The following is a 25,663-nucleotide window of genomic DNA, read 5'->3' on the forward strand; positions in this document are numbered from 1 at the left end:
TACGGAGCCCGGACTGGCTGGCACGGAGTTTGAATAGCTCTGGTCAGGCTGAGACGAAGGCCGACAGGTCCACGGAAGGACCATGCAGCAATGCCGCTGTCCTGGAGGGTGTCGTGGAAACGCGATTCAGCCGGGGGCGGCATTTGTCGTTTCAGCGCATCGCGGCCGCAGGGCCATACCGCAGAGGGATGACCGACACGATGAGCAAGACCAACAAAGAGGGATCGATCGGCCGGGGGATCGATCGGCGCGCACTGCTCAAGACGGGCGCCGGCTCCGCGGCGCTGTTGGCCGCACTGCGGATGAACTTTCCCGGCGGCGCGTTCGCGCAGGGCGCAGGCCTCGAAGTGAAGGGCGCCAAGCTCGGCTTCATCGCGCTCACCGACGCGTCGCCGCTGTTCGTCGCCAAGGAGAAGGGCATCTTCGCCAAATACGGCATGCCCGACGTCGAGGTGCAGAAGCAGGCATCGTGGGGCACGACGCGCGACAACCTCGTGCTGGGATCCGAAGGCAATGGCATCGACGGCGCGCACATCCTCACCCCGATGCCGTACCTGATCTCGTCCGGCAAGGTGACGCAGAACAACGTGCCGACACCGATGTACATTCTGGCGCGGCTCAATCTCAACGGCCAGTGCATCTCGGTTGCCAAGGAATATACCGATCTCAAGGTCGGCGTCGACGCCGCGCCCTTCAAGACGGCGCTGGAGAAGAAGAAGGCCTCCGGCAAGGCGATCAAGGCGGCCATGACATTCCCCGGCGGCACCCACGACCTGTGGATCCGCTACTGGCTCGCCGCCGGGGGCATCGATCCGGACAAGGACATCGAGACCATCGTGGTGCCGCCGCCGCAGATGGTGGCGAACATGAAGGTCGGCACCATGGATTGCTTCTGCGTCTGCGAGCCATGGAATCTGCAGCTGATTCACCAGGACATCGGTTACACCGCGCTGACCACCGGCGAGCTCTGGAATAGGCATCCGGAAAAATCCTTCGCGCTGCGTGCAGCCTTCGTCGACAAGTACCCGAAGGCGGCGAAAGCGCTGCTGATGGCGGTAATGGAGGCGCAGCAGTGGTGCGAGAAGCCGGAGAACCGCGACGAGGTGGCGGCGATCTGCGCCAAGCGGCAGTGGATCAACTGCCCGGTCGAGGATGTCACTGACCGCGTCAAGGGCAAGTTCGATTACGGCACCGGCCGGGTCGTCGAGAACAGCCCGCATGTCATGCGGTTCTGGGCGGACAACGCTTCTTATCCCTATCAGAGCCATGACCTGTGGTTCATCACCGAGGACATTCGCTGGGGCAAGTATGAGGCGACCTACGACGCCAAGGCGCTGATCGCCAAGGTCAATCGCGAGGACCTGTGGCGCGAGGCGGCCAAGGATCTCGGCGTCGCCGCGGCGGACATCCCCGCCAACACATCCCGCGGCAAGGAGACGTTTTTCGACGGCAAGGTGTTCGATCCCGCCGATCCGTCGGCCTACCTGAAATCGCTCGCGATCAAGCGCGTCGAAGTCTGATCTCGCGCGGGCCGCTGCTCGTGCGGCGGCCCGGCCTTTCCTTCGCACCTGGAGATTCTGGAATGAACATGCCTGCGCTCAAGACCGAGCCTGCCGCGGCAATTGCGGCGACGGCTGCGCCGGTCGTGACCTTGTCGCCGAAGCGGCCGCCGCTCGGCGATCGCGCCGCAAAGATCGTGCGTGCAGCTTCTGCGCGGGTGATTCCGCCGCTGATCGTCATCGCGCTATTCCTGGTGGTCTGGGAGCTGCTGTGCCGCAAGGCCGGCGCGACGCTGCCGCCGCCGTCGCGGGTGCTGCGCGACACCAGCGAACTGATCCTCCATCCGTTCTTCGACAATGGCGGCATCGACAAGGGGCTGTTCTGGCACCTCTCCGCCAGTCTGCAGCGCGTCGCGCTGGGTTATTCGCTGGCTGTGGTCGCCGGCGTCGCCCTCGGCGCGCTGGTCGGCCAGTCGGTGTGGGCGATGCGCGGTCTCGATCCGATCTTCCAGGTGCTGCGGACCATTCCGCCGCTGGCCTGGCTGCCGCTGTCGCTGGCGGCGTTTCGCGATGGCCAGCCGTCGGCGATCTTCGTGATCTTCATCACCTCGATCTGGCCGATCATCATCAACACCGCCGTTGGCATCCGCAACATCCCGCAGGATTATCGCAACGTCGCCGCGGTGGTGCAGCTCAACCCGCTCGAGTTCTTTACCAAGATCATGATCCCGTCGGCGGCGCCCTACATCTTCACGGGCCTGCGCATCGGCATCGGCCTGTCGTGGCTGGCGATCGTCGCCGCCGAGATGCTGATCGGCGGCGTCGGTATCGGCTTCTTCATCTGGGACGCGTGGAATTCGTCGCACATCAGCGAGATCATCCTCGCCCTGTTCTATGTCGGCATCATCGGCTTCGTGCTCGATCGCATCATCGCGACGATCGGCACCGCCGTGACCCACGGCACGGCCACCAACTGAGGGGACCCGTCATGCACGCCTATCTCAAGCTCGATCACATCGACAAGATCTTCACACGCGGGCAGGCCACCACCGAGGTGCTCAGGGACATCAACCTGACCATCGACCAGGGCGAGTACGTCTCGATCATCGGTCACTCCGGCTGTGGCAAGTCGACGTTGCTGAACATCGTCGCGGGCCTGACGCCGGCGACCCACGGCGGGGTGCTGCTGGAGAACCGCGAAGTCAACGCGCCGGGGCCCGATCGTGCGGTCGTGTTCCAGAACCACAGCCTGCTGCCCTGGCTCACGGTCTACGACAACGTCCGTCTCGGCGTCGACAAGGTGTTCGGGCGGAGCAAGAGCCGCAGCGAACGCGACGCCTGGACCATGCACAATCTCAACCTCGTGCAGATGGCCCACGCCAAGGACAAGCGTCCCGGAGAGATCTCCGGCGGCATGAAGCAGCGCGTCGGCATCGCCCGGGCGCTGGCGATGGAGCCGAAGGTGCTGCTGCTCGACGAGCCGTTCGGCGCCCTCGACGCGCTGACGCGCGCGCATCTGCAGGATTCGGTGATGGCGCTGCACCAGAAGCTCAACAACACCGTGATGATGATCACCCACGACGTCGACGAGGCCGTGCTGCTGTCGGACCGCATCGTGATGATGACCAACGGCCCGAGTGCCCGGATCGGCGAGGTGCTGGAAGTGCCGCTGCCGCATCCGCGCAAGCGGCTCGAGCTGGCCTCGAACCCGATCTATCTCAAGTGCCGCCAGCGGGTGCTCGAATTTCTCTACGAGCGGCACCGCTTCGTCGAGGCCGCCTGAGCGGAGAGATCGCGCCGTGAGCGAACCTCTTGTCATCATCGGCAACGGCATGGCCGCGGCGCGTCTGGCTGAAGAGCTCTCCAGGCGGGCCCTCGGCAAGTATGCGCTCGCCATCATCGGCGACGAGCCGCGGCTCGCCTATAACCGCGTGCTGCTGTCATCGGTGCTGGCCGGCGAGGTCGCCTCCGACGAGATCGAACTCAGGCCGGCGCAGTGGTGGCGTGACCGCGGCGTGACGCTGAGCTACGGCCGTGCCGCTGTCGCCGTCGACGTGCCACGGCGCATCGTGAATCTCGCCGACGGCCGCTCGGTGCCGTTCGCGCGGCTGGTTTTTGCCACCGGTTCGCAGGCGCTCCGGCTCGGCGTGCCCGGCGCGCAGCTCGACGGTGTGCATACGTTCCGCGACAGCCGCGACGTCGACCTGCTGTTGCGTCTCGCGGCGGCGCGAAAGCGCATCGTGGTGATCGGCGGCGGGCTGCTCGGCCTCGAAGCCGCATACGGGCTGGCGAGAGCCGGCGCGCGGGTCACGCTCGTTCATCTGATGGATCGCCTGATGGAGCGCCAGCTCGATGCGCCGGCCGCGGCCCTGCTGCGACGTCTCGTCGAGGCGAGGGGGGTCGAGGTCAGGCTCGAGGCGAGCACATCGGGCATCGTCGGCGACGGCCACGTTGAAGGGGTGACCTTCGCCGATGGCTCGTCGATGGCCGCCGACGCGGTGATCTTTGCGGCCGGTATCCGGCCGAACGTCATGCTTGCCAGGGAAGCCGGCATCGCCGTCGGCCGCGGCATCGTGGTCGATGACCACCTGCAGACGTCGATCCCCGGAATCCACGCCCTCGGCGAGTGCGCCGAGCATGCCGGGATTTGTTACGGGCTCGTCGAACCGGCCTATGAGCAGGCGCGCGTGCTGGCGGAGGTGCTCGGTGGCCGCAACGCCGGCTATCGCGGCAGTGTGGTCGCCACCAACCTGAAAGTGTCGGGCGTCGGGGTCTTTTCGGCAGGCGACTTTCTCGGCGGCGCGTCGAGCGAGGCCATCGTGTTCAACGATCCCCGGATGGCGACCTACAAGAAGCTCGTGATCGCGGACGACCGTCTCGTCGGTGCGGTGCTGGTCGGGGATACGCGCGATGCGCTGTGGTATCTCGACCTCATCCGCAGCGGCGCATCGATCGTGGCGATACGCGACGATCTGATGTTCGGCCGTGTCGCGGCGGCGCGGAATGCCGCATGAGCACCGCCGCCGCGCCGGGCCAGGTGATCCCCTTGGCGGCTGTAAATCGTGCGGCTTGTGCGCTTGCACAATATTTGAGTTCTCTGGCTTCAAATGCAGCGGTGTTTCGGTCGTGGCGGCGGCGATCTCGCCGCACGCATGTTTCTAACCGACTGATATGTCGAGGCGATCTCAATTTCCTGAATCTGGCATGCCGCTTGAATAATAAACGCCGAACGCGAGCGTCGGCGATGACGTCGCGCGTCTGCCCACCGATGGGCGCTCCCACCGCCGCACCCCGGATCGCATCGATGCGCCGGAGCGGTTCAGCGGCCGATCCCTGTGATCGGTCCCATCGGACACGCGAGAGGCAGACACACACCATGGATGACGTCAAACCGGTCGATGTGGTTTCGGCCATGATCGAAACCAGCCGTGACAGTCTGCAGCACTCACCACGCCATCTTCTGATCCGCGGCGCCATCTCCGGAGCGCTGTCCACGGCGCAGCCGCTGGTCGGAGCCGCCATTTTCCCTGTCGGCCTCACGATGATCGTGCTGCTCGGCCGCGAACTCGTGAACGGCAGTTTCGGGCTCTTGCCGCTGGCGCTGGGTCATCTCGTCGGCGGCTTCGTCTTCACTGGCCTCGGCCTCTATCTCGCGCTGGGATCGGCGCGGCGTGCCGCCCCTGCAGTCCATGTCGCGGCAGAGTGAGACAGGGGGTGACGATCGTGACCACGCAGTTCAACAGCGACTTCACATCCGATCAGAAGCGGTATCTCGAAGGCTTTGCTTCCGGGTTGCAGATCGCGCGCAGCGGCCGGTTCGGCCAGGCCACGGCGGCATCAGCCGAGCCGACGGGGCCTGACGCGGCTCACATCAAGGCGCAGGATCGCGTGCTCGCAGCCGGCGGCAAGCTCGCCGACCAGGAGAAGTTCAAGCGCGAGGAGCACCCGTTCGACGCCTATCCGCGTCTTGTCAGCCAGTCGAAAAGCAACGAGCCGCCGAAGCCGGCGGACAATTTTCGCTGGCGCTATTTCGGCCTGTTCTATGTGGCTCCGACCCAGACGTCCTACATGTGCCGGCTGCGGATTCCCAACGGCATCCTCAAGCACTGGCAGCTCGCCGAACTGGCCGGATTGTCGGAGCGGTTCGGCGGCGGCTATGCCCATGTCACCACCCGCGCCAACCTGCAGATCCGTGAGATCGCGCCGAAGAACGCCGCGCCGCTGGTCGAGGCGATCCAGGACATCGGCCTGTGCTCGCGCGGCTCCGGCGCCGACAACATCCGCAACGTCACGGGCACGGCGACGGCCGGCATCGATCCGCAGGAATTGCTGGATACCAGGCCCTACGCCCGGCAGTGGCACTACCATATTCTCAACGACCGTGGTCTCGTCGGCTTGCCGCGCAAGTTCAATGTCGCGTTCGACGGCGCCGGTCGCATCGCGGTGCTCGAGGACACCAACGACATTGCATTCCAGGCGGTCGAGGTCGCTGACGGCCACGGCGTTGCGCCTGGCGTCTACTTCCGCCTCGCGCTCGGAGGCATCACCGGCCATAAGGACTTTGCCCGCGACACCGGCGTGATCGTCCGGCCCGACGAGGCCACTGAAGTCGCCGATCGCATCGTGCGGGTGTTCATCGACCACGGCGATCGCACCAATCGCAACAGGGCGCGGCTCAAATATGTGCTCGACGCTTTCGGGTTCGACAAGTTCCTGGCGGCCGTCGAGGACAAGCTCGGCCGGCCGCTGACCCGCGTGCCGCCGGAAGCGATCGCCACCCGTCCGGGCTACGACCGGCTGGCGCATATCGGCGTGCATCCGCAAAAGCAGGCGGGCCTCAACTGGATCGGCGTGACGCTGATTCTCGGACGGCTATCGCCGGAGCAGATGCGAGGTCTTGCGGCGATCTCCCGCGATCTCGGCGATGGCGATATCCGTCTGACGGTCTGGCAGAACCTGCTGATCTCGGGCGTGCCCGACGCACGGATTGCCGATGCTGTCGCGGCGATCGAGGCGCTGGGATTGTCGACGGCGGCATCGCCGCTGCGCGCCGGGGCGGTCGCCTGCACCGGCAGCGCCGGCTGCAAATTCGCAGCCTCCGATACCAAGCACACCGCCAATGCCGTGGTCGCGTGGTGCGACAGCCGCGTGTCGCTGGATGCGCCGGTCAATCTCCATGTTACCGGCTGCCATCATTCCTGCGCCCAGCACTACATCGGCGACATCGGCCTGATCGGCGCCCGTGTGCCGGTCAGCGACGACGGGGATACCGTCGCGGGCTACCACATCCATGTCGGCGGCGGCTATGGCGTCGACGCCGCGATCGCGCGTGAGCTCTGTCGCGACGTCAAGGCCGAGGATGCGCCGCTGGTCGTCGAGCGGTTGCTGAAGGGCTATCTCGCCGATCGCTCGGCGGGCGAGTCGTTCGTCGCCTTCACCGCCCGCCACGATACCGAAGCGCTGAGGCGCATGATCGACAAGGACCCCGTGGAATGAATCAGTTGGCGCCCATGACACCACTCGCCCTCATTCCCGAGAACGCGCCGTTTTCGACGGAGCAGCGCAACTGGCTGAACGGCTTCTTCGCCGGCCTGATCTCTGTCGACGGCGGCGCCATCACGCCGCTGTCGCCGGAGCAGGGCGCGGCGGTGATGCAGGAAGCGGCCGGAGACGGCGACGACGGCGAAGCGCCCTGGCATGACCAGACGCTGTCGATCGCCGAGCGCATGACGATGGCCGAGGGGCGGCCGCTGCGCCGCCGGATGATGGCCGCGATGGCGCAGCAGGACTGTGGCCAGTGTGGCTACAACTGCCATGACTATTCGGAGGCGATCGCCGGGCGCAAGGAAACGCGCCTCAATCTGTGCGTTCCCGGCGGCAAGGATACGCTGCGGATGCTCAAGGGGCTCCACGAGGAGATGGAGAAGGCGCCGGGACGTGCGGCCGCCGAACCGCCCCCGTCGGCGGCAGCTGCGTCCGATACGGCGTCGTCCGTTCCCGCAGCCGCGCCGGTTGGCCGCTCGCGTGACAATCCGGCCATGGCGACGTTCCTGTCGCGGCGGCTTCTCAATAAGGCCGGATCGGAGAAGCAGACCTGGCATGTCGAGTTCGATCTCGCCGACAGCGGCCTCGACTACGTCGTCGGAGATTCGTTCGGTGTCTTCGCCAGGAACGATCTCGGCCTCGTCGACCAGATCATCGCGATGCTCGGCGTATCACATGTGATGGAGGTGCGCGGCAAGACGCTGCGGGATGTGCTGAGGGACGACGTCTCGCTGGCGCCGGCTCCGGACAGCCTGTTCGAGCTGATCTCGTTCATTTCAGGCGGAGCGATGCGGGAGAAGGCGCGGGCGCTGGCGCAAGGCGCCGATCCCGACGGCGACGCGGCGAACCTCGATGTGCTTGCGACCCTGCAGAAGTTCGCCGGTGTCCGGCCGCATCCGGAAGCTTTTGTCGAGGCGCTGGAGCCGCTGCAGCCACGGCTGTATTCGATCTCGTCCTCGCACAACGCGACGCCGTCACGGTTGTCGCTGACGGTCGATGCCGTGCGCTATACGATCGGCAAGCGCAGGCGCCTCGGAATGGCGTCGACATTTCTCGCCGACCGCATTGCGCCGGGCGACACGCTGCCCGTCTACGTGCAGAAGGCACACGGCTTCGGCCTGCCGCAGGATCCGTCGGTGCCGATCATCATGATCGGGCCGGGCACCGGTATCGCGCCGTTCCGCGCGTTCCTGCACGATCGTCAGGCGACGAAGGCGTCCGGGCGCAACTGGTTGTTCTTCGGCCATCAGCGCAGCGATTGCGATTTCTTCTATGCCGATGAGCTCAACGCGATGAAGGCCGCGGGCGTGCTGACGCGGCTGTCGCTGGCGTGGTCGCGCGACGGCAAGGAGAAATTCTACGTGCAGGACCGCATGCGCGAACTCGGTCGCGAAGTCTGGTCATGGCTGGCCGACGGAGCGCATGTCTATGTCTGCGGTGACGCCAAGCGCATGGCCAGGGACGTCGAGCGGGCGCTGGTCGATATCATCGCCCAGTTCGGCGCGCGTTCGATCGACGAGGCGGTCGCGTTCGTCTCCGAGCTGAAGAAGAAGGGCCGCTACCAGCAGGACGTGTACTGAGGAATGCGCAGCAATTGCGACAATTTGCGGAAAAGTCGGGATTAGGGAACCGGAAGGGTGAAATGAAGCGGGCGCGAAAGTGTCGTCAGGCAGAATCTTCGTCCAAGACTCCACGCCGGGCAGCAGGATTTTCGTTTTTTGCCGTGCTGTCTTGCACCCCGGCCGGCGAAGCACCGATGATATGGGGTGATGATCCGCCGGAGATCGGGTTCCATGCGCGCATTTCTGTCAGAGGCCCGTCTGCATTCCTACGCCCGTTCGGTGTCGCCGCGGTCGGCCGACCGACTGTTCGCCGTCGCGGTGTATGGTGCGCTCGGCGTGATCGCGTTCGTGGTGTTCGGCACGCTGTCCCATCATCCATTCTAGCTCGATCCGTTCCGGCCCGCGCTCGCGGTTCGCGTTTCGGCGCAGCGCGCGCTGACCTCCCGCTCCGGGAGGTCGCATGACAGCGATCGATCCCGGCCTGAAAACCACACGCACCACCTGTCCCTATTGCGGGGTCGGCTGCGGCGTGCTGGCGACGCCCGATGGCCGCGGCGCAGCGGTGATCGCGGGCGATCCCGACCATCCCGCCAATTTCGGCCGGCTGTGCTCCAAGGGCTCCGCGCTCGGCGAGACGCTCGGCGAGGCGACGCGGCTGCTGCATCCGATGGTGCGCTGCTCGAGCGGCCGGCTCGAACGTGTCGCGTGGCAAGATGCGCTCGACCATGTCGCGCAGCGGCTGCAGCATGTCATCGCCAAGCACGGCCCAGGTTCGGTCGGGTTCTACCTCTCGGGACAATTGTTGACCGAAGACTACTACGTCGCCAACAAGTTCATGAAGGGCTTCGTCGGCAGCGCCAATGTCGACACCAACTCGCGGCTGTGCATGTCCTCGACGGTCGCCGGCCATCGTCGCGCATTCGGCAGCGACACGGTGCCGGGCTGCTACGAGGATCTCGAACAGGCCGATCTGCTGGTGCTGGTGGGCTCCAATGCAGCCTGGTGCCATCCGGTGTTGTTCCAGCGCATGCAGAAGGCACGCCAGGAGCGCGGCGCACGCCTTGTCGTGATCGATCCCCGGCGGACGGATACGGCGGAAGGCGCCGAGCTGTTCCTCGGGATTGCGCCGGGCTCGGACAGTGCGCTGTTCAGTGGGTTGCTGGTCGATCTCGCCGATCGCGGCGCGCTCGACCACGGCTATATCGACCGCCATACCGATGGTTTCGAGGCCGCGCTGGCTCAGGCGCGCGCGATCGCCGGCAGCGTTGCCGCGACGGCTCGTGCAACCGGTCTCGCAGACGCCGATGTCGCGGCGTTTTTCACCATGTTTCGCGAGACGCCGCGTGTGGTGACGTTGTTTTCGCAGGGCGTCAACCAGTCGGCCCAGGGCACCGACAAGGTCAATGCCATCATCAACTGCCATCTCGCCACCGGCCGGATCGGACGGCCCGGCGCGTCGCCGTTCTCCCTGACGGGACAGCCCAATGCGATGGGCGGGCGGGAAGTCGGCGGGCTCGCCAACCAGCTCGCGGCCCATATGGGGTTCGCTCCCGCCGAGATCGACCGTGTGCGCCGCTTCTGGCAGGCGCCCCGGATGGCGACGCGCGAAGGCCGCAAGGCCGTGGACATGTTTGCCGCGATCGCGCGCGGCGAGCTCAAGGCGCTGTGGGTGATGGGCACCAATCCGGCGGTCTCGCTGCCCGAGGCCGATCGTGTTCGCGATGCGCTGGGCAGGCTCGATCTCCTTGTCGTGTCGGAGAACGTGCAGTCGAACGATACGGTCAATGCGGGCGCGCATGTCGTGCTGCCGGCCCATGCCTGGGGCGAGAAATCCGGCACCGTCACCAACTCCGAACGGCGCATTTCGCGCCAGCGCGCCTTCATGGCACCGGCGGGCGAAGCGCGCCCGGACTGGTGGATCGTCAGCGAGGTCGCGCGGCGTCTCGGTTTCGGCGATGCTTTCCGCTATCGCTCGGCTGCCGACATCTTCCGGGAGCACGCGCGCCTGTCGGCGTTCGAGAATGGCGGCACGCGCGCTTTCGATATCGGCGCGCTGAGCGAGCTGTCGGACGCGGCGTTCGATGCGCTGCTGCCAGCGATGTGGCCGGCGCCCAGCGACGCACCGCGCGGGCCGGCGCGTCTGTTCGGTGACGGCGGCTTCTTCACCGCCGACCGCAAGGCGCGATTTGTGGCGCCCGAAACGCCGGCGTTGCGCCAGCCCGTCTCCGATGCCTGGCCGCTGCGGCTCAACACCGGCCGCATCCGCGACCAGTGGCACACGATGACCCGCACCGGGCTCAGCCCGCGTCTTGGCCAGCATCTGCCCGAGCCCTTCGTCGAAATCCATCCGGACGACGCGGCGCGTTTCGGGATCGTCGAGGGAGACCTTGCGCGGGTGAGCACCGGCCTCGGCTCCTGCATCCTGAAGGCGGTCGTCACGGCGCGACAGCAGCGCGGCAGCCTGTTTGCACCCATCCACTGGAGCGCGGAAACCGCAGCGTCCGCGCGCGTCGGCGCTCTGGTCGCGCCTGTCGTTGATCCCTGGTCCGGACAGCCGGAAAGCAAGGCGACGCCGGCGGCCATCGCACCGCAACGGTTCGCCAGCCGGGGCTTCTTGCTGTCCCGCAAGCCGCTGGCGTTGCCGGGCGGGGCGTGGTGGGCACATGTCTCCGTCCGCGGCGGTCATGGTTATCTGATGGCGACCGATGATCCCCCCGGCGCGTGGCGGGACTGGTTCGTATCGGCGACCGGCGCCGCCGATGTTGCCGAATACGAGGATCGGTCGCGGCTGATCTACCGTGCCGCGGCCCATGACAGCCTGGGGCTCGAGGCGTGCCTGTTCATCGGTCCGAACGCCGACGAGGCCGCGTGGGAGGCGGTGTGTGCGGCCTTCGCCGCGGCGTCGCTGAACGAGGACGAGGGCCGGGCGCTGCTGTCAGGCCGGCCGCGGCAGGGTGCGACGAGCACCGGGCCGGTCGTCTGCGCCTGTTTCGGCGTCGGCCGCGCCACCATCTGCGATGCGATCGCATCCGGGCGGGCGCGCACGGCGGCGGAACTCGGGGCCGAATTGCGGGCAGGCACCAATTGCGGGTCGTGCGTTCCCGAGCTCAGGCGACTGATCGCGCAGACGCCGATGAATCCGCCGATCCTGCCGCCGGCGGAGACGCTGGTCGAGGTCTGATGCGGCTCAGCCGAAACGATGGCTGAACGGCGCGACGGCGATGCCGGCGGTATCGAGCGCGCTGCGGATGCGCTGGGCGATGGCCACCGCGCCCGGCGTATCGCCATGGATGCAAACGGTGTCGACGGCGACCTTGATGACCTTGCCCGATGCCGCGATGATGGCGCGGTCCTGGACCATGCGGACGACACGGGCCGCGATGGCGTCGGCGTCGTGCAGCACCGCGCCTGGCTTGCTGCGCGAGACGAGGGTGGCGTCATCTTCATAGGCGCGATCGGCGAAGACCTCGCTCACGGTGCGCAGGCCGCTCGCCTCGCCGGCGCGCGCCAGCGCCGAATTCGGCAGCACCACGAAGATCAGGTCGCGGTCGACTGCCTTGATCGCCGCGGCAATCGCACGGGCCGTGATGTCGTCGACGCAGCCGACATTCGACAGCGCGCCGTGGGCCTTGACATGGGTGACCTTGTGGCCGGCGAGCGCCGCCACGGCCTGCAGCGCGCCGATCTGGTAGGCGACCAGCGTCTCGATCTCGGATGCGGTGATCCCGGGAACGGGTCGGCGGCCGAAGCCATGCAGGTCGCGGTAGCCGGGATGGGCGCCGATGCTGACGCCATTGTCCCTGGCGAGCCGGGCGGTCTTCAGCATGATGTCGGAATCGCCGCCATGGAAGCCACAGGCGACGTTGGCGCTGGTGGCGAGGCGAAGCATCGCCGCGTCGTCGCCCATGGACCAGGCGCCGAATCCTTCACCCAGATCACAATTCAGGTCGATGGTCATGTCGTGCTCGATTCCGGCTGAGATCGGGGCGGGAGAGACGTGTGGGCGCAGCGTCGTGGCCGGCCCGGGCGCGGAACCGGTTGACGCGCGCCCGCCGCCCGGCGCAATGATAGCCATCCATTCGCCAGGGAGCCTAGTTCTTTATGCCGCTCACGCCGCAAACCGTCGAGATCCTGAATACCATCTCCACCGCCACCATCACGACGGTCCTTTTGAAGAAAGGCCTGCGGAACGTATGGCTGCGGGGCACGCGGCCGCTGCGCCCGGGATTGCCCCGCCTCGTCGGTCCGGCATTCACCCTGCGCTTTGTCCCGGCGCGTGAAGATCTTGCGACCCCCGAATCCTGGTCTGCGCCGATCTCGACCCGCACCGCCATCGAGGCGATGCCCGAGGGCTGCATTGCCGTGGTGGATGCGATGGGCGTCACCGATGCCGGCATCTTCGGCGACATCCTGTGCGCTCGCATGGTGAAGCGGAAGGTCACGGCGCTGGTGACCGACGGCGTGATGCGCGATCTCGAGGGCGTCCTCGGCACCGGCCTGCCTGTATGGTGCAACGGCGCGGCGGCGCCGCCGTCGGTCGCGGGCCTGACCTTCGTCAACTGGGGCGAACCCATCGCCTGCGGCGGCGTTGCGGTGTTCCCCGATGACATCATCGTTGCCGACCAGGATGGCGCCGTTCTTATTCCGCAGGCGCAGCTTGACCATATTCTTGCCGAAGGTCCGGAGCAGGAACGCATGGAGGCGTGGATCGTCGAAGAGGTGAACAACGGCGCGGTGCTGCCCGGTCTCTATCCGATGAACGCGGAGACCAAGGCGCGTTATGCAGCGAGCAAGAAGCAGGGCTGAGCCCTGCATCCCTGACAGACAGGTGAGACCATCATGGATATTCATTCCGCCGGCTCGCGGCCCTCGGTAAGGCCGCCCAAGGACTATTTCACCGGCACCGTTTGGCAGGATCCGGTGATCGCGGCGCCGGCACCCGCCCGCGTGGTGGCGGCGCGCGTCTCGTTCGAGCCGGGCGCGCGAACCGCTTGGCATACCCATCCGCTCGGCCAGACGCTTCATGTCCTGTCGGGCGTCGGTCTCGTGCAGTCCAAGGGCGGCCCGATCCGCGAGATCCGTGCCGGCGATACGGTGTGGATTCCGCCGCACGAGAAGCACTGGCATGGCGCCAGCGCGGCCAATGGCATGGTGCATCTCGCCATTCAGGAGTCGCTCGACGGGACCCATGTGACCTGGATGGAGCATGTCACCGATGCGGAGTATCGCGGCGACGCCGCGGGCTAGCAGCCGGCGCTCTGTCCGAAACCGGACGATGGCGGTGCGCGTGACGCGGGCCGCGCAGGGCGCTCTGTGGGCCTTGATCATCGCATTGGCGGGGGTGTCGGGCGCGCGCGCCGAGTCCGTGCCTTTCATCTGCGAAATCATGGCGGACGGCGAGTCCGCGAGCGTCATGCTGACCAATTCGCTTGGTCAGGATGCCTCCTGTCTTGCGTCGTGTCAGTTCTCGACGGCCAAATACGACGTCCGCCCGCAGATCACCTGCGCCAAGACCGTCCCTGCCGGTAAGGAGGTGCAGATGTGCATTCTCCCGTCGCACGGGGAGAAGCTGCTGACGCTGATGAACGGCAGCGGCGATTGCGTCCGGTAGGCGACGCAGTTTCATTCAGCCATCGGTGCCGCCGGATACGGCGTCAATTGTCAAACGTCATCCGTACGTGTCATAGTCAGGCGTGGTCATTCTTGTTGTTCGGGGGGACAAGAGAATGCTTCGCGTTCAGTTCTCGCATTTCGATGATGTCCTGGCCTCGCTCGAGCGCTTCGAACGGAGCAGGACGGAAGCCGCATTGGTCGATTGCATCAAGACCGCGGCTGCGATTTATGGCTACGAGATGTTCATGATCGCTGCGGCGCCGAGCGTTGCGCGTCATGGCTTCGATCAGCGCGTATTGCTGCGGCACTGGCCCGAAGAATGGTTCAGGCAGTATCTCGACGAAGACCTGCATCCGCATGATCCCGTCGTGGCCCATGCGCGCGAGCAGAGCGGCGCCTTTGCATGGCAGGACGTCGTCTGGCGGTCCGATGCGTTGGAGACGACGCGGCTGATGGAGGTCGCTTCGCGCGACTACGGCATGAGGCAGGGCTTCTGTGTGCCGGTTTACGGCATCTTTGGCTATGAGGGCGCGGTGTCGTTTGCCGGTCGCGACGTCGATACCTCGTCGCAGGCGAACGCAGCGATGGAACTGGTCGCGCTGTATGCGGTCAATCAGCTGATGCGGCTGCGCAGCGAGGAGAAGACGGTGCAGGCGGTGCTGTCGGCGCGTGAGCGCGAGGTGCTCACCTGGGCTGCGATCGGGAAGACCGCATGGGACACCGGTTGCATCCTGTCGATATCGACCGACACCGTGAACAAGCACATGGCGTCCGCGATGCGCAAGCTGAAGGCCTATACGAAGACCCAGGCGGTCGCCGAATCCCTGCGCCGCGGGGAAATTCAGATCTAAACCGGATCGCGCCACCCGGCGGGTTTCGAGTGAGGTAATCCAGTAAGGGGATCTGCCGACCGTCCCGCCAGGTGGAAAGTCGTGGCCAGCGGACAGGCACAAGACGCAAGAAACCGCCGGGGACGAGCCGTAGCCTGCCGCGATCAACAAAAGAGCGGGAGGAAGAATGCTCATTCGTGCGGGTTTGGCCGTGGCGTGTGCCGTGGCCGGATGGGTGGCGGCTGCGTCGGCTGATCCGATCAGCGGACCCCTGACCATCGCGGTGCTCAACGACAAGAGCTCGGTGTTCTCGGATGCGGGCGGGGTCGGCAGCGTGGTCGCCGCGCAACTCGCCATCGACGATGCCGGCGGCAAGGTGAGGGGCCAGCCCGTCGTGTTGCTGGCGCCCGATCATCAGAACAAGACCGACATCGGCGTCTCGCTGGCGCGCAACCTCTATGATCAGCAGGGAGTGTCGGCGATCTTCGACATCGGCAACTCCTCGATCTCGCTCGGCGTGCAGGAACTGGCGCGCGAACGCGGCAAGATCGTCGTCCATGTCGGCTCGGCGACCGCCGACGTCTTCGGCAAGGCCTGCACGCCGACCGGGGCGATGTGGCTCTACGATACCTATTCGCTCGCCCAGGGCATGGCCAAGTCCATCGTCCAGCAGGGCGGCGACACCTGGTTCTTCATCACCGCGGACTATGCATTCGGCCATGCGATGCAGGCCGAAGTCGCCAAGATCGTGACCGCGTCGGGCGGCAAGGTGCTCGGCGCCGTGCGCCATCCGGTCGGCACCATGGACTTCTCGTCCTTCCTGCTGCAGGCGAAATCCTCGGGGGCGAAAATCATCGCGCTCGCCAACGCTTCCGGCGACACCGTTACCAACATCAAGCAGGCGCGGGAATTCCAGATCGGCGAAGGCGACCAGAAGCTCGCGGTGCTCATCTTCTACCTCACCTCCGTCCATTCGCTCGGCCCGGAAGCGATGCAGGGCGTGCAATATCTCACCGGCTATTATTGGGATCGCGACGATCGCAGCCGTGCGTTCGGCAAGCGCTTCGCTGCAAGGCACGGCGGCAAGATGCCGACCCAGGCGCAGGCCGGCGTCTACAGTGCCGTCCGTCATTATCTGCGCGCCGCGGAAGCCGCGAACGACAATGACGGCCTGACGGTGATGCGCAAGATTAAGGAGATGCCGGTCGATGACTTCTTCGCCCCCGGCGCCCGTGTCCGCGCCGATGGCCGCCTGATGAACGACATGTACCTGGTGGAGGCGAAGGGACCGAAGGACGTCAAGGCCGGCTGGGATCTGCTCACGGTCAAGGCGACAATCAAGGCGGAGGACATCATGCGTCCGATCGACCAGGGGGGATGCACGCGGCTCGATCCGGCACCGGGGAACTGAAGCGCGGCCGCGCCCTCGTTCGAACGCTCAGGCCTCTCCGACACGCGCCGCTCTCGCCGCAGCGAGAAGATTGGCGAGTGTCGGGGAGGTGTCGTCGCGGCGCCATGCGATACCGGTCTGCAGGCGCGGGGCATCATGCTGCAGGTCGACATAGCGCACACCCGAGCGGGCGAGGTGGCGCATCGATGCGGGCACGAGAGCGATCCCCATGCCCGCGGACACCAGGCTGATGATGGTCTGCATCTGGATGGCATGCTGGGCGATGGTCGGGGTGCCGCCGCAGGCCGCGTAATATCGCGTGACCAGTTCGTAGAACGATGGCGCCACCCGCCGTGGAAAGACGATCAGCGGGGATGACAGGACGGCGGCGGACGGCAGACCACGTGCGCTGAGCGCGAGGCGGCCGCTCGTGAGCCAGCCCTCCGGCACGGCGGCGATCAAGGGCTCGGAGATGAGGGCGAGGTAGTCGAGCTGTTCGGGCAGGGCGCCGAGCGCCGGAGCAATGATGATGCCGGCATGGCCCTTGCCATCGAGCAGCGCCGCGATCTGCAGGTCGCTCGTCGCCTCGGTGAGGGACAGTTCGACATCGGGATGCGTCTCCCGCAGGCGACGAACAAGCGCCGGCAGGACGCTGTAGTCGGCGGTGCTCACGAACGACAGTTCGAGGCGGCCGGTCTCACCCCTGCGTATGCGCTGCGCAGTCGCCGGCAGGGCTGCGACGCCCTCGAGCGCCGCGCGGACGTGGTCGAGCCACTGCACGGCGAAGGGGGTCAGCGCGACACTGCGCTTGGTGCGGGCGAACAGGGGTGAACCGAGTTCCTGCTCCAGCGCCATGATGGACTGGCTCAGCGGCGGCTGGGTCATGCCCAGCCGCTCGGCGGCCCTGCCGAAGTGCAGTGTCTCGGCGACGGCGACGAAATGCCGGAGCTGGCGGATGTCCATTATAATATTCCTTGCGACCTAATATGGTCAGATTAATATATTTCTCTCGAATATACGAGGCGGGTAGCGTGGCCCCTGTTCATGTCAGGGGAAAAACCATGCCCGCCTACCGCTCGAGAACCAGCACCCACGGCCGCAACATGGCGGGTGCGCGTAGCCTGTGGCGCGCCACCGGCATGACCAATGCGGATTTCGGCAAGCCGATTATCGCCATCGCCAACAGCTTCACCCAGTTCGTGCCGGGACATGTCCACCTCAAGGATCTCGGTCAGCTGGTCGCCAGCGAGATCGCGATCGCCGGTGGAGTGGCCAAGGAATTCAACACCATCGCGGTGGACGACGGCATCGCCATGGGGCATGGCGGCATGCTGTATTCGCTGCCGTCTCGCGATCTCATCGCCGACAGCGTCGAGTACATGGTCAATGCCCATTGCGCCGACGCGCTGGTGTGCATTTCCAATTGCGACAAGATCACGCCGGGGATGCTGATGGCTGCGATGCGACTCAACATCCCGACCGTCTTCGTGTCGGGCGGGCCGATGGAAGCCGGCAAGGCGATCGTCAAGGGGAGGACGCGCGCGCTCGATCTCATCGACGCCATGGTGGTTGCCGCCGACAGCGCCTACAGCGATGCCGAAGTAGCGGCGGTCGAGCAGGCGGCGTGTCCGACCTGCGGCTCGTGCTCGGGCATGTTCACGGCCAATTCCATGAACTGCCTGACCGAGGCGCTCGGCCTTGCGCTGCCAGGCAATGGCTCGGTGCTCGCGACCCATGCCGATCGCGCGGGCCTGTTCGAAGATGCGGGACGGATGATCGTCGAGATCGCGCGCCGCTGGTACGAACAGGACGACGACAGCGTGTTGCCGCGCCGTATTGCGAGCCGCGCAGCTTTCGAGAATGCCATGAGCCTCGACATGGCCATGGGAGGCTCGACCAACACGGTTCTGCACCTGCTGGCGGCCGCGCGCGAGGGCGAGGTCGATTTCTCCATGGCCGATATCGATCGCCTGTCGCGCCGCGTGCCCTGCCTGTGCAAGGTCGCGCCCGCCAGGAACGACGTCCATATGGAGGACGTGCATCGGGCCGGCGGCATCATGGCCATTCTCGGCGAACTCGATCGCGCCGGGCTCATCGACACCACGCTGCCCACGGTGCATGCGCCGACCCTTGGTGACGCGCTGGCGCGCTGGGACATCGTGCGCACCCAGGACGACAGCGTGCGGACATTTTTCCGTGCCGCGCCCGGCAACGTGCTGACCCAGACGGCGTTCAGCCAGAATGCGCGCTGGGAGAGCCTCGATGTCGATCGCGAGAACGGCGTCGTCCGCTCGGCCGCGCATGCGTTCAGCAAGGACGGCGGCCTTGCCGTTCTCTATGGCAACCTGGCGCCGGAAGGCTCCATCGTGAAGACCGCGAGCGTCGATGACAGCATTCTCGTGTTTCGTGGCGCTGCGCGGGTGTACGAAAGCCAGGAGGCTGCGGTGACCGGTATTCTCGGCGACGAAGTCGTCGCCGGCGATGTGGTGATTGTGCGTTATGAAGGCCCAAGGGGCGGGCCCGGCATGCAGGAGATGCTGTATCCGACGAGCTACCTCAAGTCGAAGCGGCTGGCGAAATCATGTGCGCTCGTGACCGATGGCCGTTTCTCCGGCGGCAGCTCGGGCCTGTCGATCGGTCATGTTTCGCCGGAGGCTTCGGAGGGCGGTCTCATTGCCCTCGTCGAAACCGGCGATGCCATCGTCATCGACATTCCCAACCGCCGCATTCATCTCGACGTCGACGAGGGCATCCTGACGCAACGCCATGGCGCGATGGAGGCACGTGGTGGCGATGCCTGGAAGCCGATGAGCCGCAACCGTAACGTCTCGCCGGCACTGCAGGCCTATGCCGCGCTGGCCTCCAACGCGGCGCATGGCGCGGTGCGCGATCTCGGGCGGCTCAAGCGGTAGGGGATGCGAGGGTGAGCCAGTGGCGAGAGCGCATTGGCAGCGCGACGCATGCCATGGCGGAAGGGGTGGGATTCGAACCCACGGTACCCTTGCGGGCACGCCGGTTTTCAAGACCGGTGCCTTAAACCACTCGGCCACCCTTCCGTGTCCGCTGCTCATGCGGGAACTGGGCAGGAATTGCAAGCCGTTTGATCACGGTACGCCGTAGGTCCTGACGAAGAATGCAAGGGCAATGCCGGCCGTGAGCACGACGGTTCCGATATGAAGGACGCGGGCCGGGATATGGCGGCCGATCTGTGCGCCGCCATAGCCGCCGATCGTCGCCCCCAACAGCATCGCGACCGTCTGCGGCCACTGGACGGCGCGTGCGACGATGAAGATCAGCACGGCGATGGAATTGGCGACGCACACCAGCATCATTCTCGGCGCGTTCAACTGCTTGAGCGGCCGGCTGTCGAGGAGGCCCCAGATCGCCATCATCATGATTCCAACGGCGCCGCCGAAATAGCCGCCGTAAACTCTGAGGCCGAACTGGATGATGCGCAGCGCGCCCGGCGTGATGCTGGTGCGGCTGCGCAGCCACTCGCCGAGGCGGCGGCCGCACGCCAGGGTGAAGCTGGCGACCAGAAGCAGCCAGGGCAGGGCAAGGTCGAACGCCCTGGTCGGCGTCGACATCAGCAGCGCCGCGCCGGTCACGCCGCCGATCAGCGTCGTCAGCAGCAGTGATCGCAGTGATGCCGGGCCGATCGGACCGAGGTCGTCGCGATAAGTCCACGCGCTCGCGAGGCCGCCGGGAAACAGCGCGACCGTGCTCGATGCATTGGCCTCGACGGACGGCACACCGGTGGCGATCAGCACAGGCAGGCTGACAAAGGAGCCGCCGCCGGCAAGGGCGTTCATCGCGCCGGCGAACAGGCCTGCGGCGAACAGGAGAAGGAAGGAGGTCATGGCTCGGGATCGAATGGCTCGGGATCGAATGGCGTCCTGAGCGCGGCGGGGCCTGCGATCAACGGCGGATCAGCAACACGCCGAAGACCAGAAGGACGGCGCCTGCGAGGCGGACCGGTGTGGCGCTCTGTTGCGGAATGCCGAGCAGTCCAAAATGGTCGAAGGCGAGCGATCCGATCATCTGGCCGACGACGATCAGGGCGAGCACGGTTGCGGCGCCAAGGCGCGGGACCATGAGGATCGCGGTTCCAATGAAGATCGCGCCGAAGATGCCGCCGGTCCATGAGATCCACGACGTTCGCGCGGCCATGGCCGTCGACAGCCACGGCTGGCCGGACACGACGATGGCTGCGAGCATCGTCAGCGTTCCCGTGAAATAGCTGGCGAATCCGGCCCACCACGGTGAGCCCAGCTCCGCGCGCAGATTGGTGTTGAGGATCTGCTGCAGGGCGACACTGACGCCGGCGCCGACGACGAGGAGAGCGAAGACGATATTGGCACAGGCTCCCGGCACGGCATCCTCATTCCATTGGCTGGCGGACACCATGGAGGCGCGCCGCCTGCGAAAGTCACAGTCGCGATGCCGACGATAGAAAACACCGCGGACGCCGTCTGGTAGGTTTGTGATCAGCCGAGCCGATATCGGCCCGGCGTGACGCCGAACAGGCGCCGGAACCAGCGGCCGAAATGGCTCTGGTCGGTAAAGCCGGTGTCTGCGGCGACGGCCGCGATGGTGTCGCCCGCGCGCAGCAGCCGGCGTGCGTGATTGAGCCGGCTCGCAAGTTGGAACGCATGCGGCGGCATGCCGCTGCGCCGGCTGAACATGCGGGAGAAGCCTTCGCGGCTCATGCCCATGCGCGCCGCGATCGTGCCGACGGTCTCGCGGCCATGGTCGTGCAGCGGCGCGGGATGCGCGAGCAGTCCGTCGGTCTCGCGGTGGGCACGGATCACCGCGGCGAATTCATGTGCGCTGATCTCTCGGCTTCGCCGCAGGCGCGCGATCTCGGCCAACATCGCAGTAACGGCATAAGCGCCCGCAGGAACATAGGCGTTGAGGCACACCACCCCGTTGGGCTCCGCGACCGAGCTGTGGGGAACGCCGGCGGGAATGAGCGCGCCCTGGCCGGCCGCGAGATCGACGATGCCGTCTCCCATCACGAACCGGCGCCTGCCGGCGAGCACGAAGGTGATCTGGTGCTCGTCGTGAAAGTGTGTCGGCAGTCCGACATCGCGGCCATGCAACGTGCCAAGCTCAACGACGCCCTCGGCCTCCGGACGCCAATAGGTCCACTTGGCGCGCGCCGCCAGTTTTGCAGGGGGGGCATCGTCTAACAAGAGATGTCGCATCTGCCGCAGCCGTTTTGTCCAGCCTCGCTCCTGCCGGCGCGTTACCCCGCAGGCGCCCGCGATTGGTAACGCAGATTCACCGGTGCGGGCGTAGAGATCTCCGCAAGGCTGCCTTGCGTTCACCGTGCACGCTCCCGTCGTGGTCGCCGGTATGGTGCCATGTGATGCTTATAGGCGAGGCCAGACGACGAGGGAGGAACGGCCGTGCTGATGATCGAGGGACGAAAGACCTCGTCGAACGTCCAGGCCCTGATTTAGTGCGTAGGCGAACTCGCGCTCGCTTGCGAGCGATACGATGTCGGCCATCGCCATGGCGGCAACGACTCAGTCGAATTCCTGGCGATGTATGCGGCGCTGGTCGCGCGTCCGGCCTTCCGCGCGCATGTCATGGTGTCCTACGACGAGCTTTGTGCGACGGATTGATGTCGGCTGTCGCGGCGCGTGGAGCAATGCTTGCGCGTTGCAATCGTTTGACTCGACGTGACGATGTTGTGCGGCGGCACCTTTGTCGTTGCCACGGCAACGTACAAATTGTCGCGACGATCGAACAGTTCACAACCTTCGGTCGAATATTGGAGCTTTCTCCCATTGACACACGCCGTCGCGGCTCGCACCTTTCGTCAGGGAGCGGGGCATCCTCAGCCAGAGTCGAGCGCGTCGGGTGCAGGTCGCCTGATTTGTTGTGGGAGCGCTGTGGTGTGTGACGTGCGCGCGCCGATGTTCAGCGGCGTGCGGCACGGGATCGGAATCCAGGACATTGTTGCAGGCAGGACATCGCTGCACGCGCAAGGGCCTGGTCGCATGAGGGTGTTGACGGGACGAGGGGAACAGCCGGGTGCCGTGTGCGGCGATCGGCCGGGGGAAGTCGATGACCGATGGCGACGAGGAGGCCAATCTGCTGACCAGTCTCGAGGGGGCCATGCGCTCGGCGCGAGCACTCGGCATGCGCGATCTCGAACTGATCCTGAAGATGGCGGCGCTGGAATTGCTCAATCATCATACGCGCCAGCAGGCGCCGGTCGTGCGCAGCATCAGAAGCCGGTTGCGGCCGCAATAGTCCGCGCTTTCCTGGGGCGCGCGGCAATGGCATGGAGGGGCCGCGTGTCGTTCGGCCCGCGCCGGAGCCTGGAGCCCGCGTGATGATCCGCAGCTATGTTATTCCCGACCTTCACGGCCGGCATGATCTTCTCGTCGGTGCACTCGATGCCATCGCCGCGCGCGCAGGTGACGAGCCGGTGACCGTCATCACTCTCGGCGACTATGTCGACAAGGGGCCGAACAGCCGCAAGGTGATCGAGGCGCTGATCGCGTTGCAGGCTGCGCCTCCATCGGGGTGGAATGTGATCTGCCTCAAGGGCAATCATGACGCCCTGATGCGCGACGCCTGCCGCCGGCCGGAAACCCGTGACGTCTGGCTCGCCAAGGGTGGTGAGATGGCGCTGGCATCCTATGATCCGCCAGAGGGGGACGGCCGTATTCCTGAATCCCACGTCCGCTGGCTCGAGGGCCTGCAGCTGATGCACGTGGACGCGCATCGGGTGTTCGTCCATGCAGGGGTCGATCCGGAGCGGCCCCTGGACCGACAGACGGAGCAGACAGTGCTGTGGAAGCGCTATCCCGACGATGACGGCGCCGGCCATGGCGAGCGTCATGTGGTGCATGGCCATGATCGCCGCCGGGACGGTCCCGGGCATTTCGGCGGCCGGACCAATCTCGATACCCAGGCCTGGACGACCGGCCGGCTGGTGGTCGGCGTGTTCGAGAATGATCGTCCGGGAGGTCCTGTGGACCTGATCGAGGTCGTCGGGCCGCCATTTCCGGCCTGAACCGCCCCCGAAACCCGCTGGAAGCAACCAGCGGTTTACCAGTTCGGGGCTATCCCCATTTTTGCCTTGTTCTCGCTGCGTTATAGTCACAGCCAGGTGTGGACTTAAGGTCACACGGCTCTGTGGGGTAACGTCCTGGTTTGAGTTCGTGGATAGAATTCGGGTCAGGAAGGTTGCAAGGCCGATTCGGCCAGCGGCCTGGACGTCAGGTAGTTGGGGAATGATGGGGATTTTGAAGGCAGACCGGATCGGTCAGGCCGCGCGGCTCGCCGCCGCCGCGGGCGCCTGCGTGGTCCTTGCCAATTGCGCCGCCTCCAACAAGTTGTCGAGCCGGCTCGATCCCAAGTACGGCGTGTCGTCGAGCCCGCGTGTGGTCGAGTTCGGTGAGCCGGTGCCCAAGGGCGGCGGTGCCTACCGTGTCGGCAAGCCCTATATGGTCGCGGGCCGCCAGTACGTTCCCGAGGAAAACACCAATTATCGCGCCGAGGGCATGGCGTCGTGGTACGGCGACGACTTCCACGGGCGCCTGACCGCCAATGGCGAGGTCTTCGACATGACCTCGCTGACCGCTGCCCATCCGACCCTGCCGATGCCGAGCTATGTGCGGGTCACCAATCTCAGCAACGGCAAGTCGCTGGTCGTGCGCGTCAACGATCGCGGTCCGTATCACGGTAACCGCGTTATCGATGTCTCGCACAATGCTGCACGGCTGCTTGGCTTCCGCTCGACGGGAATCGCACGGGTGCGGGTCGAATATGTTGGCCGGGCGCCGCTGGAAGGGTCGGACGACCGTATTCTCGAGGCAACCCTGCGAACCGGCGAGCCGGCGCCTGCACCGTCCGCGGTCAGGGTCGCGTCCGCGCGACCGTTCGTTCCCGATCTGCCACCCGCCGGGCAGTCCGCGCCGGTGCGTGGTGAGGTCCCGCTGCCGGCCGAGCGGCCGTATTCGCTTGGCAATACCGCCCAGGACGTTGCCTCGGTCAGCGCCACCTCGGAGATGTCCGCGGCGCGCAGCCGCCGTTCGAGCGGTTCGCTCGACAATCCGCGCCAGGTGACCTACGAGGCCAGCGCCGAACCCGCGCCAGTGGCGCGTCCGGTCGCTGCCTATGCGCCGCCGGCGCAGGGCCGTAGCCAGGACGGCATTGCGACGCTGCTGTCCGGGCGTGGACTTTACTGAGGATCTGACGAGGCTTGGCGCGTTTCCTTGAGAAACGCGATCAGTGCGGCATTGACCTCGTCGGGGCGCTCCTGCTGGATCCAGTGGCCTGCGCCTTCGATCAGGTGCTTGCCGCGCAGGTCGGTCAAAACCTTCTCCATCTCCTTGATGCGCTTCCCGCCGATCAGTCCGGTGACGACCTCGTCGTCCGTGCCGGCGATGAACAGCGACGGCTGGCGGATCCGCACCCCTTGCCAGGGCGCGGTCAAATCCCAGTTGCGATCGATATTGCGATACCAGTTCAGCCCGCCGCGGAAGCCCGACAGGCGGTAGTTGTCCACGAAATGGATGAGATCCGTCTCGCTCAGCCAGGGCGGCAGCGGCCGTGGGATCGCCGGATCGCCGAGGAAGCCGAAGCCCGGCTGCAGGAACTGCGACATTCCTGTGCTCGAAAAGCCCTTCGAGAATACAGCATGCATGGTGAAATTGACGTCACGTTCGAACTCACGTTCGGCGGCGCCCGGAGGCTGGAAGTACTGCCAGTAGAAGTTTTCGATGCCCTCCTTGCGCAGCGTCTCGAGCGGGCGGCCGCGGCCGCGCCATGGCGGCGGGACCGACAGTCCGGCGACCGCGGTGAATACATCGGGCCGGAACAGGGCGGCATGCCAGGCGACGGGCGCGCCCCAGTCATGGCCGATAATGACCGCCTGACGTTCGCCGAGAGCCTCGACCAGGGCCACCATGTCGCCGACGAGATGGAAGATCGTGTAGGCCTCGATGTCGGGCGGCGCCGAGGTGCGGCCATAGCCGCGCATATCCGGCGCCACCACATGATAGCCCGCGCCGGCCAGCGCCGTCAGCTGATGGCGCCATGAATAGGATAGCTCCGGCCAGCCGTGGCACAGCAGGACCAGCGGGCCGGTCCCGTTCTCGCGAATGAACATGTCGAGGCCGTTGACGGCGAGGGTCCGGGACGAGGGCATTGCTATTTTCGCCTCTTTGTTGCGTTTCAGTTGAAAGTTCAATCAGGCTCGCC

At 66.1% G+C, this 25,663-nt stretch carries 24 protein-coding genes and 1 tRNA gene; 18 read left to right on the forward strand and 7 right to left on the reverse strand.

The window, feature by feature from the left end; all coding sequences use genetic code 11:
- Positions 1 to 200 precede the first annotated feature (200 nt).
- The 9 genes from JQ639_RS00275 (at position 201) to JQ639_RS00315 (ending at position 11,786) form a co-directional block, all read left to right on the forward strand.
- Positions 201 to 1,520 (forward strand): CmpA/NrtA family ABC transporter substrate-binding protein, encoded by a 1,320-nt coding sequence (locus tag JQ639_RS00275; RefSeq protein ID WP_211969944.1) that lies wholly within the window; start codon positions 201 to 203, stop codon positions 1,518 to 1,520.
- 62 nt (positions 1,521 to 1,582) lie between these two features.
- On the forward strand, positions 1,583 to 2,476 hold the full coding sequence (ntrB, locus tag JQ639_RS00280; protein WP_211969945.1) for a nitrate ABC transporter permease: 894 nt from the start codon (positions 1,583 to 1,585) through the stop codon (positions 2,474 to 2,476).
- A gap of 11 nt (positions 2,477 to 2,487) precedes the next feature.
- Positions 2,488 to 3,282, forward strand: coding sequence for an ABC transporter ATP-binding protein (locus JQ639_RS00285; RefSeq protein ID WP_211969946.1), 795 nt, complete (start codon positions 2,488 to 2,490; stop codon positions 3,280 to 3,282).
- Positions 3,283 to 3,298: 16 nt separating this feature from the next.
- Positions 3,299 to 4,513, forward strand: coding sequence for an NAD(P)/FAD-dependent oxidoreductase (locus tag JQ639_RS00290; protein ID WP_211969947.1), 1,215 nt, complete (start codon positions 3,299 to 3,301; stop codon positions 4,511 to 4,513).
- 362 nt (positions 4,514 to 4,875) lie between these two features.
- Positions 4,876 to 5,205, forward strand: coding sequence for a formate/nitrite transporter family protein (locus JQ639_RS00295; RefSeq protein WP_211969948.1), 330 nt, complete (start codon positions 4,876 to 4,878; stop codon positions 5,203 to 5,205).
- A gap of 8 nt (positions 5,206 to 5,213) precedes the next feature.
- Positions 5,214 to 6,995, forward strand: coding sequence for a NirA family protein (locus tag JQ639_RS00300; protein ID WP_349644691.1), 1,782 nt, complete (start codon positions 5,214 to 5,216; stop codon positions 6,993 to 6,995).
- Positions 6,992 to 8,623 carry a sulfite reductase subunit alpha gene (locus JQ639_RS00305; protein WP_211969949.1) on the forward strand — a complete coding sequence of 544 codons (1,632 nt, stop codon included), beginning with the start codon at positions 6,992 to 6,994 and terminating at the stop codon, positions 8,621 to 8,623. Before JQ639_RS00300 ends, JQ639_RS00305 begins: the two co-directional genes overlap by 4 nt.
- A gap of 213 nt (positions 8,624 to 8,836) precedes the next feature.
- The gene (locus JQ639_RS00310; RefSeq protein WP_211969950.1) at positions 8,837 to 8,989 is read left to right on the forward strand and encodes a hypothetical protein; all 153 of its coding nucleotides are present in this window, start codon (positions 8,837 to 8,839) and stop codon (positions 8,987 to 8,989) included.
- A 76-nt stretch (positions 8,990 to 9,065) separates the two neighbouring features.
- Complete coding sequence (locus tag JQ639_RS00315) at positions 9,066 to 11,786, forward strand: nitrate reductase (protein WP_211969951.1); 2,721 nt, start codon at positions 9,066 to 9,068, stop codon at positions 11,784 to 11,786.
- Between the two features lie 6 nt (positions 11,787 to 11,792).
- Here JQ639_RS00315 and JQ639_RS00320 read toward each other — a convergent pair whose 3' ends face one another.
- Positions 11,793 to 12,563, reverse strand: coding sequence for a LamB/YcsF family protein (locus JQ639_RS00320; protein ID WP_211969952.1), 771 nt, complete (start codon positions 12,561 to 12,563; stop codon positions 11,793 to 11,795).
- Positions 12,564 to 12,706: 143 nt separating this feature from the next.
- Here JQ639_RS00320 and JQ639_RS00325 point away from each other — a divergent pair, with 143 nt between their 5' ends.
- The 5 genes from JQ639_RS00325 (at position 12,707) to JQ639_RS00345 (ending at position 16,459) form a co-directional block, all read left to right on the forward strand.
- Positions 12,707 to 13,411 carry a ribonuclease activity regulator RraA gene (locus tag JQ639_RS00325; RefSeq protein ID WP_211969953.1) on the forward strand — a complete coding sequence of 235 codons (705 nt, stop codon included), beginning with the start codon at positions 12,707 to 12,709 and terminating at the stop codon, positions 13,409 to 13,411.
- Positions 13,412 to 13,444: 33 nt separating this feature from the next.
- Positions 13,445 to 13,852: a (R)-mandelonitrile lyase gene (locus JQ639_RS00330; protein ID WP_211969954.1), complete on the forward strand. Its 408-nt coding sequence runs from the start codon at positions 13,445 to 13,447 to the stop codon at positions 13,850 to 13,852.
- Positions 13,853 to 13,880: 28 nt separating this feature from the next.
- Complete coding sequence (locus tag JQ639_RS00335) at positions 13,881 to 14,216, forward strand: hypothetical protein (protein ID WP_211969955.1); 336 nt, start codon at positions 13,881 to 13,883, stop codon at positions 14,214 to 14,216.
- Between the two features lie 115 nt (positions 14,217 to 14,331).
- The gene (locus JQ639_RS00340; RefSeq protein WP_211969956.1) at positions 14,332 to 15,069 is read left to right on the forward strand and encodes a helix-turn-helix transcriptional regulator; all 738 of its coding nucleotides are present in this window, start codon (positions 14,332 to 14,334) and stop codon (positions 15,067 to 15,069) included.
- Between the two features lie 166 nt (positions 15,070 to 15,235).
- On the forward strand, positions 15,236 to 16,459 hold the full coding sequence (locus JQ639_RS00345) for an ABC transporter substrate-binding protein (RefSeq protein ID WP_211969957.1): 1,224 nt from the start codon (positions 15,236 to 15,238) through the stop codon (positions 16,457 to 16,459).
- A 27-nt stretch (positions 16,460 to 16,486) separates the two neighbouring features.
- Here JQ639_RS00345 and JQ639_RS00350 read toward each other — a convergent pair whose 3' ends face one another.
- Positions 16,487 to 17,401, reverse strand: coding sequence for a LysR family transcriptional regulator (locus tag JQ639_RS00350; RefSeq protein ID WP_211969958.1), 915 nt, complete (start codon positions 17,399 to 17,401; stop codon positions 16,487 to 16,489).
- A 98-nt stretch (positions 17,402 to 17,499) separates the two neighbouring features.
- Between JQ639_RS00350 and ilvD the strand changes: the two genes are divergently transcribed.
- The gene (gene ilvD / locus JQ639_RS00355) at positions 17,500 to 19,350 is read left to right on the forward strand and encodes a dihydroxy-acid dehydratase (RefSeq protein WP_211969959.1); all 1,851 of its coding nucleotides are present in this window, start codon (positions 17,500 to 17,502) and stop codon (positions 19,348 to 19,350) included.
- A gap of 54 nt (positions 19,351 to 19,404) precedes the next feature.
- Here ilvD and JQ639_RS00360 read toward each other — a convergent pair.
- From JQ639_RS00360 to JQ639_RS00375, 4 genes are all read right to left on the reverse strand, one after another.
- Positions 19,405 to 19,494: transfer RNA gene (locus JQ639_RS00360), tRNA-Ser, on the reverse strand.
- Positions 19,495 to 19,542: 48 nt separating this feature from the next.
- Positions 19,543 to 20,298: a sulfite exporter TauE/SafE family protein gene (locus tag JQ639_RS00365; RefSeq protein WP_211969960.1), complete on the reverse strand. Its 756-nt coding sequence runs from the start codon at positions 20,296 to 20,298 to the stop codon at positions 19,543 to 19,545.
- A gap of 58 nt (positions 20,299 to 20,356) precedes the next feature.
- Entirely contained in the window at positions 20,357 to 20,845 is a 489-nt protein-coding gene (locus tag JQ639_RS00370) for a DMT family transporter (RefSeq protein WP_211969961.1), read from the reverse strand.
- An 80-nt stretch (positions 20,846 to 20,925) separates the two neighbouring features.
- Entirely contained in the window at positions 20,926 to 21,768 is an 843-nt protein-coding gene (locus tag JQ639_RS00375) for a helix-turn-helix transcriptional regulator (RefSeq protein WP_349644690.1), read from the reverse strand.
- Positions 21,769 to 22,513: 745 nt separating this feature from the next.
- Between JQ639_RS00375 and JQ639_RS00380 the strand changes: the two genes are divergently transcribed.
- From JQ639_RS00380 to JQ639_RS00390, 3 genes are all read left to right on the forward strand, one after another.
- On the forward strand, positions 22,514 to 22,702 hold the full coding sequence (locus JQ639_RS00380) for a hypothetical protein (RefSeq protein WP_211969963.1): 189 nt from the start codon (positions 22,514 to 22,516) through the stop codon (positions 22,700 to 22,702).
- Between the two features lie 82 nt (positions 22,703 to 22,784).
- Entirely contained in the window at positions 22,785 to 23,471 is a 687-nt protein-coding gene (locus JQ639_RS00385; protein WP_211969964.1) for a metallophosphoesterase family protein, read from the forward strand.
- A gap of 223 nt (positions 23,472 to 23,694) precedes the next feature.
- Entirely contained in the window at positions 23,695 to 24,648 is a 954-nt protein-coding gene (locus tag JQ639_RS00390) for a septal ring lytic transglycosylase RlpA family protein (RefSeq protein ID WP_211970155.1), read from the forward strand.
- On the opposite strand, the gene JQ639_RS00395 is transcribed toward JQ639_RS00390, so the two are convergent.
- Positions 24,642 to 25,610 carry an alpha/beta fold hydrolase gene (locus tag JQ639_RS00395; RefSeq protein ID WP_211969965.1) on the reverse strand — a complete coding sequence of 323 codons (969 nt, stop codon included), beginning with the start codon at positions 25,608 to 25,610 and terminating at the stop codon, positions 24,642 to 24,644. The two genes, JQ639_RS00390 and JQ639_RS00395, sit on opposite strands and share 7 nt — an antisense overlap.
- Positions 25,611 to 25,663: the final 53 nt, after the last annotated feature.

Origin of the sequence: Bradyrhizobium sp. U87765 SZCCT0048, from assembly GCF_018131225.1 — a bacterium.
Lineage (GTDB): Bacteria > Pseudomonadota > Alphaproteobacteria > Rhizobiales > Xanthobacteraceae > Bradyrhizobium_A.

Excerpts from the sequence above, each read along its gene's own strand:
- JQ639_RS00275 (WP_211969944.1), top strand. The coding sequence starts at position 201 with ATGAGCAAGACCAACAAAGAGGGATCGATCGGCCGGGGGATCGATCGG.
- ntrB (WP_211969945.1), top strand. The coding sequence starts at position 1,583 with ATGAACATGCCTGCGCTCAAGACCGAGCCTGCCGCGGCAATTGCGGCG.
- JQ639_RS00285 (WP_211969946.1), top strand. The coding sequence starts at position 2,488 with ATGCACGCCTATCTCAAGCTCGATCACATCGACAAGATCTTCACACGC.
- JQ639_RS00295 (WP_211969948.1), top strand. The coding sequence starts at position 4,876 with ATGGATGACGTCAAACCGGTCGATGTGGTTTCGGCCATGATCGAAACC.
- JQ639_RS00305 (WP_211969949.1), top strand. The coding sequence starts at position 6,992 with ATGAATCAGTTGGCGCCCATGACACCACTCGCCCTCATTCCCGAGAAC.
- JQ639_RS00310 (WP_211969950.1), top strand. The coding sequence starts at position 8,837 with ATGCGCGCATTTCTGTCAGAGGCCCGTCTGCATTCCTACGCCCGTTCG.
- JQ639_RS00315 (WP_211969951.1), top strand. The coding sequence starts at position 9,066 with ATGACAGCGATCGATCCCGGCCTGAAAACCACACGCACCACCTGTCCC.
- JQ639_RS00320 (WP_211969952.1), bottom strand. The coding sequence starts at position 12,563 with ATGACCATCGACCTGAATTGTGATCTGGGTGAAGGATTCGGCGCCTGG.
- JQ639_RS00325 (WP_211969953.1), top strand. The coding sequence starts at position 12,707 with ATGCCGCTCACGCCGCAAACCGTCGAGATCCTGAATACCATCTCCACC.
- JQ639_RS00330 (WP_211969954.1), top strand. The coding sequence starts at position 13,445 with ATGGATATTCATTCCGCCGGCTCGCGGCCCTCGGTAAGGCCGCCCAAG.
- JQ639_RS00335 (WP_211969955.1), top strand. The coding sequence starts at position 13,881 with ATGGCGGTGCGCGTGACGCGGGCCGCGCAGGGCGCTCTGTGGGCCTTG.
- JQ639_RS00340 (WP_211969956.1), top strand. The coding sequence starts at position 14,332 with ATGCTTCGCGTTCAGTTCTCGCATTTCGATGATGTCCTGGCCTCGCTC.
- JQ639_RS00345 (WP_211969957.1), top strand. The coding sequence starts at position 15,236 with ATGCTCATTCGTGCGGGTTTGGCCGTGGCGTGTGCCGTGGCCGGATGG.
- JQ639_RS00350 (WP_211969958.1), bottom strand. The coding sequence starts at position 17,401 with ATGGACATCCGCCAGCTCCGGCATTTCGTCGCCGTCGCCGAGACACTG.
- ilvD (WP_211969959.1), top strand. The coding sequence starts at position 17,500 with ATGCCCGCCTACCGCTCGAGAACCAGCACCCACGGCCGCAACATGGCG.
- JQ639_RS00365 (WP_211969960.1), bottom strand. The coding sequence starts at position 20,298 with ATGACCTCCTTCCTTCTCCTGTTCGCCGCAGGCCTGTTCGCCGGCGCG.
- JQ639_RS00370 (WP_211969961.1), bottom strand. The coding sequence starts at position 20,845 with ATGGTGTCCGCCAGCCAATGGAATGAGGATGCCGTGCCGGGAGCCTGT.
- JQ639_RS00380 (WP_211969963.1), top strand. The coding sequence starts at position 22,514 with ATGACCGATGGCGACGAGGAGGCCAATCTGCTGACCAGTCTCGAGGGG.
- JQ639_RS00385 (WP_211969964.1), top strand. The coding sequence starts at position 22,785 with ATGATCCGCAGCTATGTTATTCCCGACCTTCACGGCCGGCATGATCTT.
- JQ639_RS00390 (WP_211970155.1), top strand. The coding sequence starts at position 23,695 with ATGGGGATTTTGAAGGCAGACCGGATCGGTCAGGCCGCGCGGCTCGCC.
- JQ639_RS00395 (WP_211969965.1), bottom strand. The coding sequence starts at position 25,610 with ATGCCCTCGTCCCGGACCCTCGCCGTCAACGGCCTCGACATGTTCATT.